The sequence below is a fragment of the Fibrobacter sp. UWR2 genome, from assembly GCF_002210285.1.
In the GTDB taxonomy this organism is placed as follows: domain Bacteria; phylum Fibrobacterota; class Fibrobacteria; order Fibrobacterales; family Fibrobacteraceae; genus Fibrobacter.
In genome coordinates this window covers 626,503-643,585 of record NZ_MWQE01000001.1, presented here as the reverse complement: position 1 = coordinate 643,585, position 17,083 = coordinate 626,503, and the positions used below count along the sequence as shown (strand labels likewise).

The window sequence follows — 17,083 nt, the reverse complement described above, 5'->3', positions numbered from 1 at the left end:
CTACACCTTGTCCCTGGCAATGATTGTCCTGCTGATTGCAGGCAATATCGGCCTCGCCATTTTTACGATGATAAAGTCCGAAAGGATTGAATCGTTCCACCGCTATGTAAAAAGCCAGGCGGAACTGGATATCGAAAGCGCGCTGGACTACTCGCTCGTCAAGTTACAGTCGAGCAAGGAACCTTGGCGTACGGACAGCCTCGCCTACCAATCAACCGACGGAAACATTCGCTTTTCGCTTTCGCACAAGCAAAAAGGGGCATACGCCCTGCTCGATATTTTCTCCAAGGATTCCCTGGAGGAATCTTCTGTGTATTCTGGCTTTGTGCAGGCAAACCTCCCCGCCGTCACGGTGCTTTCAAAAAACGCCACGCTCGCGCTGGCACAGGGTTCCAAGATAAAGGGCGGAATCGCCATCCCCGGCGGGCAGGTCAACTACAGTTCGCATTACAAGATGATGGCCGACAAGTCGACATCGTACGATACCGTCTTTTCTGAAAAGGTTTTCACGCTGTTCGATTCGTTGCAGTATTTTCCGCAAAACACGCGCGACCAGTTTGATTCTGTTTTCAAAAAACGGCTCTGTGAATTCGACGCAAAAGACAGAATTCCAAATGATTTAGTTTGCAAAAAAGTCATCGTCCAGGGGGACGCCCTGTGCGACAGGTGCTCCATCAATGCGGAATCCATCAAGATTATCGGGAATTCCATTTTCAAGAAGGCACAAATAAAGGCACGTACCGCCGAACTTGGCGAAAATGCCTCCATTTCGGGCGTAGTTTTCGTGCAAGATACTTTATCTGTAAACTTACGCAAGGAACAGGAACTCCCCCTGAAGCTGATCCTGCAGGGGCGCAAGACCGGGCCTGCCGAATACACAGGCACCATGGACATCGAAATGTTGCGTGCAAAAAATGCCCTGGTCATGTTTGTCGGCGACAACTGGGACGAAACCATGCCGAATGTTCCCGTACGTATTTCGGACAAGTGCAATATCGTCGGGAACCTAGTAAGCAAGGGCACGGTCAATTTCCAGGGAACGCTGAAGGGCAGCACCATTGTTTGGGATTTCGGGTTCGACGAAGGCGGCACCCGCTGGCGGAACTTTTTACGCAAGGCATCGTTCGAAAGGGATTCTACCATAACGATACTCATGCCCGATATTTTCCACATGGGGGGCGATGCTTCGTATGAAAAACTGTAAGGGATTTACACTCATGGAAGTTCTCGTCAGTTTTGCCGTACTGACAACTACGGGCGTGGCGATGTTCAGCTTCTTGTACCCGGGGAAAATCGAAAACCAGGCCTGGGTAAACGACTACGGAGCAGAACTTTCCAAGATAACGCTGTTATCGGCCCCGGCACTGAAAGATACTACATACCAGCACATCGACGGCAACGGCATACACTGGGAAATAAAGTGCATAGTATCTAGCTTCGATACGGAAACATGCGCGACGGCAGTTTCCATACGCAACAAAGCAGACACCACCAGGGCACAGCACCTCTGCAGGTTCAGGAGCAAAAAATGAAAAAGGGATTCACGCTCATTGAACTTGTAGTAACCATAAGCGTAGCCGGGATATTCTCGACATTCGCCATGAACTACTACCTGCAAGCCATCAAGGCCAAGCAAGCCATGGTCGAAAAGCACGACGAATACTTCGAGTACAATGTAGTCAAAAGCAAGCTGAAGCGCGCCCTGTTGGATTACGAAGGCGAATGCAAAGGAGGCAAGTACACCTTCAAGGCCGATCAGAGCAATTTTGAACAGCCCACAGTCCCTGCCGCAGGGCTTGAATGCAAGGTTCTCGACCACAGTCGCGTACTCGTTTACTACCTGGGGAAGCTGGATTCGAGTTCAAAAAAACTCGTTGGGTTCAGCACAGTCCTTGCAAAATAGCCCTGAGTTAATTTTTTAGTGCCCAAAAAGTGGGCGCAGGGGCCCGAATTTCCTAAATTAGGGGTAGAATGTTTTTTGACGCGAAGAAATTTTTGTGTTGTGCTACGGCACTCCTTGCGGTAGCCGCGAATGCTGCCGGTTTTTACGGTAACCAGAGCGATATCAAGTGGAAGACCGCCGGCACGACGCACTTCCAGTTTATTTACCCGCAGGAATATACCGAGCACGCCTCTCGCCTTTCTTCGTATGCAGAAGCCGTCTACGATTCTGTCGTGGGCCGCTACAAGAAGGATTTACCGGGCCGCGTGAACGCCGTGCTCAATAACGCGCTCTACAGCAACGGCAGTGCCGTCCCGAGTGAAAACGCGCTAAACCTGTGGCTCACCAACTGGGATTTCAAGGTCCGCAGCAGCCACGGCTGGATTGCCGACGTCATCACGCACGAATTCAGCCACTTGGTAAGTATCGAAAACGGTAGCAAGCTGCTCCCAAATATCTACGGCCTGCAAATCGGCTACACCGACTATTACAACGAGCGCATCACCAGCGACTTCACAAGTTTTGTCCCCTTTACGCTGCAGCCGCTCTGGTTTGCCGAGGGCACGGCTCAGTTTGAATCCGCCCGCATGGGGTTTGACGCCTGGGACAGCCACCGCGACATGCTACTGCGCGTCGCCGCACTGAACGATACCCTGCTCCCGCTCGAATACATGCACGACTTTGCCGACAATTCGCTGTTTGCCGAACTCGGGCCCTACACGCAGGGGTTCGCACTCGTACGCTACATCGCGAAGCACTACGGTGAAGATGCCGTCCCGAAAATCTGGACGGAGCTTTCGAATCCCTACCGCGTAACACTCGACGGAGCGCTTAAGAAAATTCTCGGAATTGGCGAAAAAGAACTCTACGAAGCCTGGAAAAAAGAAATTACCGAAGCTTACAAGGCGCAGAAGGATTCCCTCGGGCCACTCGTCGAAGGCAAGAAGCTAACTACCGAAGCCTTCTGGCAGGACTTCCCCGTAGTCGCAGGCAAGAACCTCTACGGCGTTTCCAACTTTGGCGGGCCGTGGTTCGACGGCGCGGTTTTCAAGATGCCGCTAGAACCTGATTCCGCTTCCGAGGACTCTACCGCGAATAAGATTCCCGCCTCCGCGGAGATGACGAAGAAAAATGAAAAAGTTGACGGTGTCGAAATCGGGCAGATTTCCATCGAGGAAGAGGAAGGCGACTCCACCATCGACATTAGCGACTACGCGAAGAGCGGGTTCCGCGCGAAGAAGCCCTGGTTCGACAAGGGCATCGACGTGTACGACGCCCCGGAAAAAGGCCCGATTCTTGCCTACGTGACGTTCCAGAACCGCGACAAGGACGGACACGCGCACTTTGACATCGCCGTGAGTGACACGAACAAGAACAAGCTTACTCTGACTTACCTTGTAGATGCCGTCTACCCCGCATTCAGCCCCAAGGGGAACGAAGTCGCCTTCGTGCGGCGCGAACCCTTCAGCACGCGCTTCGTTTTGAGCAAGGTCCCCTTCACCGCAGACTTCAGTGAATACACGGCAGAAGACCCGATAGACATCTACGTGCCCGACGCGAAATTCAGGTACTACAATATCTATAGCCCCAAGTACAGCCCCGACGGCAAGCGAATCGCCTTCAGTTTCTTCGACGACGTGCATCGCGGAATCGCCGTGATAGACGCCGACGGCAAGAACATGAAGGTCGTGAGCACCGAAGGCTACGACGAGCGCGACGTGAACTGGATTGACGACAGCAAGATCGTGTTCGCGAGCAACAGGAACGGGATATTCAACCTCATCGAGAAAAACATCGATACCGGGAACGAGCGCCCGCTCACGAACGTGGTCGGTGGCGCATTCACGCCGGTACTCGCAGGCGACACGCTCTACTTTACGCAGTACGACAAGGACGGATTCTCGCTCTACAAGCTCCAGTACACTCCAGTCGCGATGGTAAACGACACGACGGTGAACGTGACGGAACGCGACAGCGTATTGCAGGTCGCCGATACGGCCTGGAACAACTGCGAAGCAACTGATTCTACAAAGATCCCCGCCTCCGCGGGGATGACGAAGGAAGGGGCATCCGCGGGGATGACGAAGGAAGATGCCCCGGTTGACTCTATCGCGGCGCTCGCAAACTGCACGACAGAGCCAACTGTAACGATGCGCGACAGCATTATCAAGGTGTACGACACGACATACACAATCACGCAGAGGCCCGCCCCGAGCGAAATCGTGCTCAAGGGAACGCTCCCGCCCAAGATCGAGAAGCATATCGAACTCGAAGACCGCGAATTCGCTGGCGCCGAGCGCGACTACAAGCCCATCCCGACCGTTCCGATGTTCATCCCCATCCTCTCCTTCAACGAGAACGCCCCCGACCTGACCGTCTTCGGCGAAGGCCAGCTCAAGGCGAAAGCGGGCCTAGCAGTCATCCTTTCCGACCCGCTCAAAAAGAACACCATCCAGCTGGGGCTCCTACTTGAACTCGGGCAAGGCTTCGACTACATAAACACCGACGGGCTCAACCCCAAGCAGGAGAAGGAATTCTTCGTCGCATGGGAAAACCACAGCACGCCTATTGACTTCGCACTCAGCTACACATATGCGAACTACACGAGCATGGACACCGTCCGCTACGAGGATGTGCGCCAACATGACGGCGATAGCCTGGGAATGGACCATTACGCCATCCCGATGCAGGCAATCGTAGGTGGAGCAGGCTACAGCATATTCAAGTCAAGCGACACCCTGCAAATTGCACTCGGCTACGACTGGGCAGACTTCAACCTCTACGAAGACAACTTCTCGTGGACATACCAGAAGCGCTTCACCGCGATGGCGCTCTTCGGGCTCTACGGCGATGAAGAAGGCGAAGACGGCACGGGAATCAGCGGCCAGGGGAACGGCATTACAGCATACTACCAGTATTCCAACAGCAACCTTTACCGCCCGGGTACATTCGCCGAAAGTTTCTACGTCACCGAAAGCGGTTCCATCAAGCCCAAGTACAGGAACTTCAACATCAACGAGTTCGGCATCAACCTCTACGGCAGCATCCAGAGCCCGCTCACCGGTGCACGCCTTGCCGCAGGCGCCAAGCTCGCCGGAATTTTCCATTGGGATACCGACGCGAAAGAGGATACGCTCGACTCGTACTACTACAGTCCCGTACTGCTCGAAGGCTACCCCTACCTGCGAAATTCCGAAAGTTATACGCGCGCAGGCACCAAGACCGCCATGGCCGAACTCCACTACCTATTCCCCATTTACGACGACTGGCGCAAGGGATTCTGGATTTTCGAGACCCGCGGATTCTACATCGACGCCTTCGCACAGATTGGTGCTGCGTGGAATTCCAAGTGGTTCGATACGGACAAGTTCACTGACCACGATTTCTGGGACCGTTCCGTCGGCCTCTCGTTCCGGTGGAGCAACAAGATTTTCTATAGCATTCCGTTCGACATCTCGCTCACGTTCGCACGCGCCCTCAGCCGCATCGGCGACGAGAACGGAAGGGACGGCAGCTGGAAGCCCTCGCCCATCGATGTTCCGCTACTCCCGGATGTAGCCTCGCCCACACGAATCAAGTTCGCGATAGGAATGGGATTCGTCAATAGCTGGCAGTAAGGGAGATCCCCGCCTTCGCGGGGATGACAATCATACAAGCAGGGATGACAATAATGCTCACTTCGTTGACGCAATGAGTTTTGCTTTTGCGTCAGGAGTGCGAGAAAGCACGCAGTCCTCTAGCAGGCAACTCAGCCTGTACGGAATTTCTTCGTAAACCGGGAACCTTTCCGCATCCATCACGATAAAGTCAAGGTCGGCCTTTTTCGCATGGTGCAAAAAGACCGAGCGCAGCCCCGCCTGGATTTCTTCGTCATCAAAAGCAAGCCCAAGCATCGAAGCATCGCCCAGCACATGGGCATAAGGCAAGTTCGCCTTCACGTAGCGGCACACCTTGAAAAGCATGTTCACCGGGTCTTCAGCAGGCATCTTCGGTTCAAAAACGATGTCTTCGGCAAGGAAGTTCAGCTTGCCCACCAGCAGGCGGTACATGCGTTCGACAATGGCGGTTTCGCGCTCGAACGTTTCTGCAGGGCCATTTTCGTCTTCGGCAAAGCAAACTACGGCAAACCCGCGCTTGCGGATTTCGGCAGCCTTCACGAGGAACACTTCTTCGCCTTCGGCAAGGCTAATAGAACGGGCTATACCCTTGCCCTGCACGCATTCCATGCCAGCAACAAGCTTGTCCCATTTCGCGGATTCCACCATCACGGGAATGCGGGAAAGGTGCGCGTCGGCAATAGCGCCACCCGCATCCAGGTTTACCGCAAGGATTTTCACGCCGTCTTCCTTGCCAACCATCACGCAAGGGCCCTCGTTCGCAATATCCATCGGGTCGAGCCCGCTCAGGAGCATGTTGTAGCGCCGCGCCGGGACACGCCTCGAACGGCACCCCTTCAACGCCTTTACAAAGAACCGCACCGTATCGGGTCCAGCTCCGCGGTCACCACCGACAATACTCACGAGCCCGTCGTCGGAATAGCGCCAAATCCTTTTCGCGCATTCCTTGACCGACTCGCTATCATGCGGCTTGACTGCCCCGAGATTGACACCTTCCATTACGCTCATGCGGACAGGAGCATTCCCCATGCCCTTCAGGTAGGGGAAAACGTCGTGTTCGTCACCGGCGCCCTCCAGCCCGATGCAGAACACCGGGAAACTACTCACACTGTACCGCAGGGCATCCACCGTCTGGCCCGACGTCATGCGCCCCCCGGGTTCCGAAACCATTCCCGAAACCATAATCGGGACAAGTTCATTACGCTCGTTGCACACCTTATCTATCGCATACAGCGCGGCCTTCACGTTCAGCGCGTCGTTCACGCCATCTAAAAGCAAAATATCCGCGCCTCCGTCCAGAAGCCCGCGCGCCTGTTCCGCGAAGGCATCTACCAGGTCGCGGAACCCGCATGCACAGCCCTCGCCCTCGGCACAAGATATCGGCCCCATGCAGCCCGCGACAAACTTGCGTTCCACGACCTGGCCAAGCTTCCCTGTACGGCAGTTCAGCACGTCGTCATTGTATTCTGCAAGCGTTTCGCAGGCAACTGCCGCGCCGGCCTTCGCGATATCGTACGCCATGTTCTCCAGGCGGAACGCAGATTGCCCAAACGATGTCGCATTGTTCGTGTTGGTACGAATAATGTCAGCGCCCGCCTCCAGGTATGCGCGGTGAACCTTCTTCACACGGTTCGGCGCCGTAACGCAAAGGATTGCATCGTTCCCCATGAGGTCTACCGAATGGTCCGCAAACATTTCCCCGCGGAAATCCTTCTCCTTGAGCATCTGGAGCGATAGCTGCGAACCGAAATCCCCGTCCATGACGAGAATACGTCCATTGCACGCACGTGCCAGATCTTGGTAGGCCTGAGAAAGATTCACGACAACCTACCTTCTCCGGGTATTCGGGACCTCTCCGGGTAGCAACTGCCCAGGGCTCGTGCGCTGACCGTCACGGCCTTTAAAATTCGGATTATACTGCTGGATTTGCGCCTTCTTCACCTCGGACTGCACCTCCATCAGGTGAGTTTCCCAGTCCTTCATCGCGTCGTCAAGTTCCCCGCGCGCCTGCAGCATGAGATCGCGCAGCTGGATAAGTTCCTGCATCTGTTCGCGCTTCATTATCCAGAGTTCCTCTTCTTCGGGCATGCGCTCGATATTGAAGAGCAGGTTCAAGTAACGTTCCTCGGCTTCCTTGTACGCCCTGTACGTTTCCTTGTACATCATGTAACGGTCGTCGACCATCGTCTGCTGCGGGGACGGGTGCGATGTGCAGCCCGCAAAAAGCGCCGCGACAGCAACAGCAAAAAAGGCACAGGCAATGCGGGCATAACGATTCATAAACTACTCCGCAGATTCGCCGCGCTTGATGTTGTAGAGGCGTTCGTGGGTGATATGGCTTACAAAGGTCGCCGTATCGTTGGTTACGGGGTTCACCATGGTGTGCTTGCCCACCTTCACTTCGCGTTCCTGGCAGGGCACGCCCGTCTCGGGGTCCATCATCACCTCGTATTCGGTATCATATTCAGCCTTGTGGCCCTTGGTGTAGGCCATGAACTTCTCGGGAACAATCTTGCTGTTCACGTGCTGCTCCCAGATGTAGTACGGGAAGCTTTCTGTTTCGTGCAAGTAAATCTTGTAATCCAGGCAATGGCGGTGGTCGCGGTTTTCGAACCCGCGGGTCACCACGGAATCTATCTTGATGAGGGCGAAATTGAGGCGGCCCTGGTCCTTGAGCATCTGCGTGATGTTCGCCTTCACGGGCACGGTTCCCGTAAGCAGGTGGTCCATTTCCCAGCGGTGCTTTTCGAGGCGCCTCAGGTGCGGCTTGTAATCCGGGTTCAGGAGCTGCTTGCGCCAGCGTTCGGGCATCGGGATATGCGCGAGCAGCGTGTCGTAGCCATCGTCGAGGCCTTCAACAGCAATCACGTCGCGGTCAATTGCCGCAAGGTCCACTTCCTTCACGCGCCAGGCAAGTTCCGAGGGCATGAAGTTCTTAAGGTAGCCGCGGGAATTATTCACCCTGTAATAGCGCTTCACCTTCGTAGTATCACCCGATGTCGAATAGTTCAAGTCCACATAGGCAGCAGTAATCGTGCCCATCTGCTCTTCGCCCTTCAGGTCAATCGTCGCGAAGTAACTTTCGGTATAGACCTCCACGTCCACAGGCTGTGCAAGCTTGTAGTTGAGGGTTACCTCGGATTCCCCGCACCCAGCAAGGAAAGCTGCAGGCAAAAGACCTAAGACACCGATGATTTTTTTATAAAGCATGAATCTCCCATAGCGAATCTATTTTCGCAATTGAACACATCCAGAAGGCCGGTAGACTACGGCTTGTTCTTCACAAGCATAATCTCTTTCACGGCAAGGAGCCTATCGCCCGAGGTCGCCTCGATGACAATTGGGCCAGGAGCCCTGTGGCGCGTAAGTTCAGCAGCCGTCATGAGCCCCCCGCGTTTGGAGTGGCCCTGGAGCGTGTAGACGCTTACCTTCTGGTTCACCTTGGTTTCGTAATTCCAGATTTCCCGGCCCTTGCTCTTTTCCGTACCTTCGTAGAAGGCGATCTTGAGCGTCGGGAAGTCAAAACCCGTGCCGTAGCGGAACTGCACGATCATCGGGTTGATAAGTTCAAATTCGCTGGTCGTATCGGCCACCAGCTGCAGGGCCGGATTCCATTCACGGCCACACACGATATGCGGGTCCTCGGTAGAGCAAGACGAGAAAAATGCCCCCATGGCAATCACCAAGAGAAGGGCGATTTTTGCAAGTTTATTCATTTTGAGCCTCCCTGGAAAAATACCTATATGACAAATTAGCAAAATCCCCTAGAATTGCCATATCCGTTGCGGAGTTTTTACAATTTGCGACGTTTTTTGGCGTTTTTCGACAGCTTTAGGCCATCCCTAGCGGGCCAGAACGAGCATCATTTCGAGGTGGGGAGTCTGCGGATAGAAGGCAAAGGCATCCGCACGGCGGATTTTAAAGCCTTTTTCGGCAAGGAGGGCCGTATCGCGGGCCAATGTGACCGGGTGGCAGGACACGTAAATCAGGCGGTTCACCGACGATGCGGCGATGGCATCGAGAGCCTCCTTCGGGAGGCCCGTGCGCGGCGGGTCCACGATAAGTGTCGCGGGGATATCCACCACGTTCTGCGCCAACCATTCCTCGGCCGGGGCGGAAACATTTTCGATTTTATTGTCGCGCGATGCAGATAAATTAACTTCTGCGTGCTTAAGGCATTTTTCCTCGCGTTCCACGGTCGTCACGCGCTTGAACTTGTCCAGGAGCATCGCGGCGAAGAACCCAACCCCGCTAAAGAGGTCGATGAGCCATTCGTCGCTCGCCTCGCCGCTTGCAAGGCCCTCGTCCACGGCATCGCGCACGGACTGTACCAGCGCGGGCAACAGCGCGAGATTGCTCTGGAAGAACACGCCTGCGTCGGCCTCGATTTTCTTGCCGCATATTTCGGCGACGCTTACCGCATTCTCGCTGAATTCGCGGGCAGGCATTCCCTCGTAATAGTACGAGATTTCACCCGCGCCGTTATCGAAAAGGTTTACTTCCATCTCGCGGCCGGGGCGGAACTTGCCCGCAAAAATCTCGCGCGCCTTGCCCTGCAAAAAATCGTTGAGAGCGGGCGTCAATACGGGGCAGTTCTTGAACAGCGCAACGCTGTTGCTTTCCTGCTTGCGGAACCCGAAACGCACAATCGGCTTGTCGCCTGCCTGGTCGCAAACCACGACGACACGTGCACGGTTGCGGTAGCCCCACGCGGGGCCCGTATGCACAATAAAGCTTTCGGGCAGTTCTATGCGGGCTATACGCCGGAAGTTCTCGCGTTCGACTTGCGCCAGGTATTCCGCCTGCTTTTCGCTATCCAGGTGTTGCAGGCTACAGCCGCCGCACTTGCCGTACAGCGGGCAGCGCGCTTCTACGCGGTCGGGGTTTGCCCCTTCCAGCACTTCCACAACATGCCCGCGGGAAAAATCCTTTTTCGTAAACGTCACCGCCACCTTGCAGAGTTCACCCGGCAACGCGCCCGCGACAAAGCACACGCGGCCGTCTGCTAGGCGAGCCATACCTTCGCCGCCCTGCACCATCTTCTCGATGCGGGCTTCGAACACCTCGCGGGGAACCTCGGGGCGCTTGGGGCGTGGCCTGCGCGGCCTTCCCGGCTTGTCAAAACGGCGGAACATGGGCATAAAGATAGAAAAACAGCCCTGCGCAAGGGCAAAAAGCATGTCTTGGAGCGCAAAAATGCAAAAGTGGCGGTGAAAAAAAAAGTATCTTTTTCAAAAAGGAGAAAACACAAATGAAACATTACGCTTTCTTAATCCCGTCTATTTTATCTTTTGCTCTCCTCGCCGCCTGCGGTGACGACGACAGCAGCTTTGCCCCGCGCGACACCGACGACTCGTCCTCGTCCATTTGCGACGACTGCGACGATGAATCTTCATCGAGCGAGAAAGGGACTGCCACGACGAGCAGTTCCGCGAAATCATCGTCCAGCAGTTCCGGCGACCTTTCCAAGTACGACTTCGTATGGGACACCTTCGCCGAAGCGTTCAACACCACCTGCGACGCATCCCGCGAAGGCCAGATAGGCCTTGCCCGCTACGCCGAAAACAGCGAACTCGTCTGCACCCACGACGAATACCTAGACAAATGGGGCTGGCTCTCGCCCTCGAGCAGTTCCGAGGCTTCCAGTTCTTCTGCCGCCTACGTCGAAGATTATTACAAGCTCCCCAGAGCAGAGGCTTGCCAAACGGAATCAGAAGACAATTGCGAATACGGCGAACTCACGGACGAGCGCGACGACAAAACATACAAGACGGTAAAAATCGGTGACCAGGAATGGATGGCCGACGACCTCAAGTACGAAGACAAAGACAAGTACACCTGGGAAGAGGCAATGTCCGCCTGCCCTGCCGGCTGGCACCTTCCCTCTTTCTTCGAACTCGAAAAGCTAATAGCCACTACGACCGGAGGCTCCGCATTTACCAACAACGCATCTTACGTACTGGAATTGCGCCCCTTCATGAACCGCGGGCACAATGACTACGGCTTTTCTGCGTACACGGGAAGCTACTGGTCTTCCACCAGGGCTACGCCATCGGACGAACCGACGGACGACAATGCATACATTATTAATTTTGATAACATCGGCGCCGACGCCTATATTTGGGATAGACCGAAAACATATACATATTATGTCCGCTGCGTCAAGGGAGAGGTAGATACCTCGAAGGAACCTGCATACTCCGGGAAATACGGCACGCTCACGGACGAGCGCGACGGGCAAACGTACAAGACCGTCGAGATTGGTTCCCAGACCTGGATGGCGGAGAACCTGAATATCGAAACGCCGAATAGCAAATGTGCAGGCGACCTGCCCGAAAACTGCGAAAAATACGGACGGCTCTACCTGTGGAGCGAAGCCCTGGATAGTGCCGGCACCTGGAGCGACGACGCAGACCGATGCGGATACCGCATGTCTACTTGCAGGCTAAAGTCGCCGCTGCGCGGCTCGTGCCCCGAAGGCTGGCATTTGCCTACGGCTTTCGAATTCGACACGCTTTTCGCCGCGGTAGGTGGCATTGAAAAGGCCGGAAGGGTACTCAAGGCAACCGAAGGCTGGGCTGACGACGGCAATGGAACCGATGCATTCGGCTTCGGTGCGCTCCCGGCCGGCTACTATGATGAAGATATCGGTACCGCTATCGGAAATCTCGGCTTCGGCACCGGCTTCTGGACAGCATCCATGCACGATGATTACTCTTACGCCTTCCGCATGTACCTGGTGCACGGAGCCGACGACGCGGGCCTGAATTTCTATCGCCGATATAACTGGCTCTCCGTCCGCTGCGTAAAGGACTAAAAGGGGGGAAATAAAATGAAGCGCTCCCTCTACACACGTCATACCGCAGCACCGAAGCGCGTTAGCGCAAGTGTGCAAGTGTATCCATGGACACGCTTGTGCCTTCGGCACGTCGGTGTGACGTTTTTTCTCGCAAGCCTCTTTCTCCTCACTGCCTGCGGCGATGACGACTCGTTCATCCCGAAAGTCCCCGAGCTGCCCGGCGAAGTGGCAGACATGGACGAGCTCAAGGAGTTCGAGTGCAACGACGACCTCATGGGCGAAAAGGTCTACGTAAGAGACCTCGAAACGGACTACGAATGCGATGGCGACCACTGGTTCGAAACCATCGATACGGGAAAGTCGAGCTCGTCTTCCAAGAAAACATCTTCGAGCAGCGCAAAGTCCAGCAGTTCCGCCAAATCCTCGTCCAGCGGGAAATCCAGTAGTTCCGCAGAGTCTTCATCCAGTGGAAAGTCGAGTTCCAGCGAGACAAGCGTGTCCAGCTCCGCAAAGTCGAGTTCGAGCTACACAACCCCATTGCTCTCCCACTGCGATATAGGTACCGACGAAAACTGCTTTAAGGACGCCCGCGATGGTCAAACATACAGAACGGTCAAAATCGGAAATCAGGTTTGGATGAGGGACAATCTGAACTTCAGAACAGGAAGTAGTTCCTGTTATAACGATGACACCAGCTTCTGCACTAAGTACGGTTTGCTCTACACCTGGGCAACAGCCTTAGACAGCGTTGGCGAATTCAGTACAAACAGCAAGGGCTGCGGATATAACGCATTGTCGTGCCGACCAGTTTCTCCGACATACGGAATCTGCCCAGATGGATGGAGAATTCCTTCAACCATCGATTGGAGTATTTTGTTTGGTAAGGTTGGAGGCAAGGATGTTGCCGGCAAAGCCCTCAAATCCGCATCTGATTGGCTAAACGACGGCAACGGGACAGACGAAGCATCGTTCACGGCCTTGCCGGGAGGACGTTTCGAAGAAGGAATATTCTATCTCATAGGTAACGACGCATCTTTTTGGGCCAGCAATCCCAATACTACCACATATGTCAGATTAGTTGATTATGTAGCTATGTCTGACGATCTCGACAAGGCAGCTTATTACCAGACTGAACCATACAACAAGCGTTACATTCGTTGCATCAAGATTGATACTGCTCAAACAGCATCTTCGTCCAGCATCACACCGAAGTCGAGCTCTAGCGAGTATACACCTTATGACCATCAGAGCGATCTTTTTGCAGACAGCCTGAACTCCGGCGCGTACAAGAAATTTACCGACATACGAAACGGAAGGTCGTATTACTATCTCACGATTAACGCAAAAGATGGTGACGAAGATGTTTCGGTAACGGTCATGGCCGAAAACCTGAATATCGGCATCGATGTGCCGGGAACAGAAGACCAGAGCGACGATGAGAATATTGAACGCTACTGCTACAATGACGACACGACCAACTGTGACAAGTACGGCGGCCTTTACCAGTGGGCCGAGATGATGCAATTGCCGAGTCGCTGCAATGTTGACGCTTGCGAAGACCTTATCGAGGAAAATCACCGGGGCATCTGCCCTGAAGGCTGGCACATGCTGACCTATGACGAGTATGTCATTGTATTAACGGCCAATAAGGAAGAAAAAAATATTCGAGCTATATCCTTTGGCGGGAATAATCTAACCGGATACAGCTTAATCGGAGCTGGTCATAACCGTAATCATCAATTCGCTGATTTAGACAACATGACATTCTGGTTTTACCCAGAAAATGGCACTATGTCAGAACCGTCAGCATTTTCAGGCTATCAGCTAAAATCTTCCGCCGGAATGGATTTTACAAGCAGTCGCAAATCATATGCCAACTCCGTTCGCTGCGTGAAGGACTAAAAGGGGGGGGATAAAATGAAGCACTCACTCTACACCGCATTTGCATGCGCAGCGTTCCTCGCCGCCTGTGGGGACGACGACAGCGATTTTATCGCGCGCCCTGATGGCGCAAAGTCTTCGTCGAGCATAGCAAGGAATTATTCCAGCACAACGGAACCTTACACCATCGTAGACCAATTTAACCCCAGAATCTCGTACGGTGAGATGGTTGACGACCGTGACGGTCAAACATACAGGACCGTAAAAATTGGGGACCAAACCTGGATGGCAGAAAATCTGAACTACCGAGACTTGCGCAAAGTATGGGATTATGATTCAAGTAGCTTCTGTTATAATGATTCAGCCATTTACTGCGAAAGATACGGGCGTTTTTACCCATGGAGTACAGCCATGGACAGCATTGGGACTTGGAGTACTAACGGCAAAGGTTGTGGAGGAAACGGATGCACTCCAACTTATCCAGTACGAGGCATTTGTCCAAGTGGCTGGCACCTGCCAGACTCGACAGAATGGAGAATCTTGATTAACACAGCAGGTGGCGACTCAATCGCAGGCGAACATTTAAAATCCAGAAGCCCGGATTGGGAAACTCAAGTCAATTATGATGACAAAAAAAGATATGGAGGAAAAGACACTTACGGCTTTTCCGCACTTGCTTCTGGCACATATTGGGACATCCGTGTAGGTGTTGCATGCATTCCACGCCTTTCAACGGAAATATGGACATCAACATCTTACTATTCGACAGACGCATACGCCATACATTTGGATATATTCAACAACAACGCGTGGTATTATACCCCCGAAAAAAGATCAAGTAATCCTGTCCGCTGCGTGAAGGACTAGCGCATTTAGCCCAAAAAACAACGGCACTTTGTCGGCAAAACACGCCCGCTATCGCATTAATGGCCGAAAGCGGGCATTTTTTGGTGTATTTTTCTATATTTCGCCCGTATTTGCACCATGACGACCATCCTCCTGCCAGATACGCTTACGGCGGCGAACAGCAAAGACTTGCTGAGGAATTGCAAGAAGCAACTCCGTAGCGGCGCGCTGTGCCTTGACGGGAGCAACCTTGCAAGCATGGACTACAGCGGCGACGCGTTTTTCGCGCTCCTCGCCGAACTTTCCGAAAAGACGGGCAACACGCTCACCCTCGCCCACTTCAACGCCGACATCAAGGCGCACCTTTCGGCACTCCGCAAGATGGAACCGCCCGCAAGGCCCGCGAAGGGTACGAACAACGTCCTCGAGATGCTCGGCGGCATCGGTTTCGCCGTCATCAAGGAGACCTTCGAGGTCCTGACGCTCCTGTTCATGTCCATCTACTGGACCATCTTCGGGCCGTTCGACAAGGGCAAGATCCATTTCGGCGGTGTCGCCAAGCAGATGTTCAAGCTCGGGAGCGAAGCCATGGGAATATGTTTCTTGATGGTCGCCCTCATCTGCCTTACGATGGCACTCCAGAGTTCCATCATGCTGAATGCGGTAGGCGGCGGCTCCTACCTCGCCTCGGGTCTCGGCTTCCTCATCTTCGCAGAAATCGGCCCGCTCCTCACGACCATCATCCTCGCAGGCCGCTCCGGCAGTTCCGTCGCCGCCGAAATCGCGAACATGAGCGTGTGCGAAGAAGTCAAGGCCATCAAGTCGATGGCTATCCCGCCGGTGCAGTACCTGGTGGTGCCGCGCTTTATCGCCATGAGCGTCGCGACTCCCATCCTCTCGTTCTGCGCCTCCATTTTCGGGTGTTTCTCCGGGTTCCTCATCGCGTACTTCTTCTGCGACATTTCGTTTTCCAACTACATGATGGGCATCCGCGACGGCATTGCGCCCATCACGTTCCTAAAGAGCAGCATCAAGGCTCTCGTCTTCGGCTGGATAGTGACGCTCATCGCCTGCAACAAGGGCCTGAACGCGCACGGCGGCGCAGAAGCCGTGGGCAAGGCAACCACATCGAGCGTGGTCGCCGCAATTTGCTGCATCGTGCTCGCCGACACCCTCTTCGCCTTCATATTCTACTAGGGAGCAGCAATGGAAGAAATCCTGAAAGTAGACCACCTGAAGGCAAGTTACGGGCGCGAGTCCATTCTGAGGGATATTTCCTTCGGCGTAAAGCGTGGCGAAATCCGCATGGTGCTCGGGAGTTCGGGCTGCGGCAAGTCGACTCTCCTGAACAACATCCTGAAGTTCATCAAGTCCGACGCAGGTACCATCACCTACTTCGGCAAGACCTTCGGCGCAAAGGAAGGTCTCGACAGCGAGACCCGCATGCGCACGGGAGTGCTCTTCCAGAGCGGCGCCCTCATCGCGGACCTGACCATCGCCGAAAACGCGATGCTCCCGCTCAAGCGCAGCATGCCCTACATGCCCAAGAGCCAAATGGAAGCGATTGTCGCCGACCGTCTGGAGAAGGTGCACCTGCTGCACGCCTTCCACAAGTACCCGGGCGAAATTTCGGGCGGCATGAAGAAGCGCGCAGCCCTCGCACGCGCCATCGCGCTCAAGCCGGAACTGCTCTTCTGTGACGAACCATCTACAGGCCTCGACCCGGTGACGGCACGTTCCCTCGACGAACTCCTACTCGAACTGCGCGACACGCTCAAGGTATCGATGGTCATCGTGAGCCACGAACTCGAGAGCATCAAGATTATCTGTGACCGATTTGTGTACCTAAAAGACGGCTACGTGCTCAAGGACGCCACGCTGCAAGAAGGCATGGAGTCCGACGACCCCACGTTACGCCACTTTTTCAACCGGCAGTGCCCCAAGGAGGAATACTCCGAGGGACTCTACCACTTTAATTTTATAGATTGATTCGGAGAA

General features: G+C 54.4%; 14 protein-coding genes. 9 read left to right on the top strand and 5 right to left on the bottom strand.

Translation table 11 applies throughout. From position 1 onward, the window contains the following. The first annotated feature begins 19 nt into the window (after nucleotides 1–19). The 4 genes from B7994_RS02560 to B7994_RS02545 all read left to right on the top strand — a co-directional run bounded on the left by B7994_RS02560 (nucleotide 20) and on the right by B7994_RS02545 (nucleotide 5,559). Nucleotides 20–1,204, top strand: a complete 1,185-nt coding sequence (locus tag B7994_RS02560; protein WP_088636896.1) for a hypothetical protein — start codon at nucleotides 20–22, stop codon at nucleotides 1,202–1,204. Continuing rightward, the gene (locus B7994_RS02555; protein ID WP_158213049.1) at nucleotides 1,191–1,532 is read left to right on the top strand and encodes a prepilin-type N-terminal cleavage/methylation domain-containing protein; all 342 of its coding nucleotides are present in this window, start codon (nucleotides 1,191–1,193) and stop codon (nucleotides 1,530–1,532) included. The genes B7994_RS02560 and B7994_RS02555 overlap by 14 nt, the downstream gene beginning before the upstream one ends. Next, nucleotides 1,529–1,903: a type II secretion system protein gene (locus tag B7994_RS02550; protein ID WP_158213048.1), complete on the top strand. Its 375-nt coding sequence runs from the start codon at nucleotides 1,529–1,531 to the stop codon at nucleotides 1,901–1,903. The genes B7994_RS02555 and B7994_RS02550 overlap by 4 nt, the downstream gene beginning before the upstream one ends. A gap of 68 nt (nucleotides 1,904–1,971) precedes the next feature. Continuing rightward, the gene (locus tag B7994_RS02545) at nucleotides 1,972–5,559 is read left to right on the top strand and encodes a PD40 domain-containing protein (RefSeq protein ID WP_088636893.1); all 3,588 of its coding nucleotides are present in this window, start codon (nucleotides 1,972–1,974) and stop codon (nucleotides 5,557–5,559) included. A 57-nt stretch (nucleotides 5,560–5,616) separates the two neighbouring features. Here B7994_RS02545 and B7994_RS02540 read toward each other — a convergent pair whose 3' ends face one another. The 5 genes from B7994_RS02540 to B7994_RS02520 all read right to left on the bottom strand — a co-directional run bounded on the left by B7994_RS02540 (nucleotide 5,617) and on the right by B7994_RS02520 (nucleotide 10,694). Then, complete coding sequence (locus tag B7994_RS02540; RefSeq protein ID WP_144063716.1) at nucleotides 5,617–7,380, bottom strand: homocysteine S-methyltransferase family protein; 1,764 nt, start codon at nucleotides 7,378–7,380, stop codon at nucleotides 5,617–5,619. Nucleotides 7,381–7,386: 6 nt separating this feature from the next. Beyond that, nucleotides 7,387–7,839, bottom strand: a complete 453-nt coding sequence (locus B7994_RS02535; RefSeq protein WP_088636891.1) for a hypothetical protein — start codon at nucleotides 7,837–7,839, stop codon at nucleotides 7,387–7,389. A 3-nt stretch (nucleotides 7,840–7,842) separates the two neighbouring features. Beyond that, nucleotides 7,843–8,769: a hypothetical protein gene (locus B7994_RS02530; RefSeq protein ID WP_088636890.1), complete on the bottom strand. Its 927-nt coding sequence runs from the start codon at nucleotides 8,767–8,769 to the stop codon at nucleotides 7,843–7,845. Between the two features lie 56 nt (nucleotides 8,770–8,825). Beyond that, nucleotides 8,826–9,275 carry a hypothetical protein gene (locus tag B7994_RS02525; protein WP_088636889.1) on the bottom strand — a complete coding sequence of 150 codons (450 nt, stop codon included), beginning with the start codon at nucleotides 9,273–9,275 and terminating at the stop codon, nucleotides 8,826–8,828. Between the two features lie 126 nt (nucleotides 9,276–9,401). Beyond that, a complete protein-coding gene (locus tag B7994_RS02520; protein ID WP_233142954.1) occupies nucleotides 9,402–10,694 on the bottom strand; it encodes a class I SAM-dependent RNA methyltransferase in 1,293 nt (430 codons plus the stop codon). Nucleotides 10,695–10,810: 116 nt separating this feature from the next. Here B7994_RS02520 and B7994_RS02515 point away from each other — a divergent pair, with 116 nt between their 5' ends. The 5 genes from B7994_RS02515 to B7994_RS02495 all read left to right on the top strand — a co-directional run bounded on the left by B7994_RS02515 (nucleotide 10,811) and on the right by B7994_RS02495 (nucleotide 17,074). Then, nucleotides 10,811–12,376 (top strand): FISUMP domain-containing protein, encoded by a 1,566-nt coding sequence (locus B7994_RS02515; protein WP_088636887.1) that lies wholly within the window; start codon nucleotides 10,811–10,813, stop codon nucleotides 12,374–12,376. Between the two features lie 117 nt (nucleotides 12,377–12,493). Beyond that, entirely contained in the window at nucleotides 12,494–14,260 is a 1,767-nt protein-coding gene (locus B7994_RS02510; protein ID WP_158213047.1) for an FISUMP domain-containing protein, read from the top strand. Nucleotides 14,261–14,275: 15 nt separating this feature from the next. Further along, the gene (locus B7994_RS02505) at nucleotides 14,276–15,106 is read left to right on the top strand and encodes an FISUMP domain-containing protein (RefSeq protein WP_088636885.1); all 831 of its coding nucleotides are present in this window, start codon (nucleotides 14,276–14,278) and stop codon (nucleotides 15,104–15,106) included. A gap of 117 nt (nucleotides 15,107–15,223) precedes the next feature. After that, nucleotides 15,224–16,282: an ABC transporter permease gene (locus tag B7994_RS02500; RefSeq protein ID WP_088636884.1), complete on the top strand. Its 1,059-nt coding sequence runs from the start codon at nucleotides 15,224–15,226 to the stop codon at nucleotides 16,280–16,282. A gap of 9 nt (nucleotides 16,283–16,291) precedes the next feature. Then, nucleotides 16,292–17,074, top strand: coding sequence for an ABC transporter ATP-binding protein (locus B7994_RS02495; RefSeq protein ID WP_088636883.1), 783 nt, complete (start codon nucleotides 16,292–16,294; stop codon nucleotides 17,072–17,074). Nucleotides 17,075–17,083 lie beyond the last annotated feature (9 nt).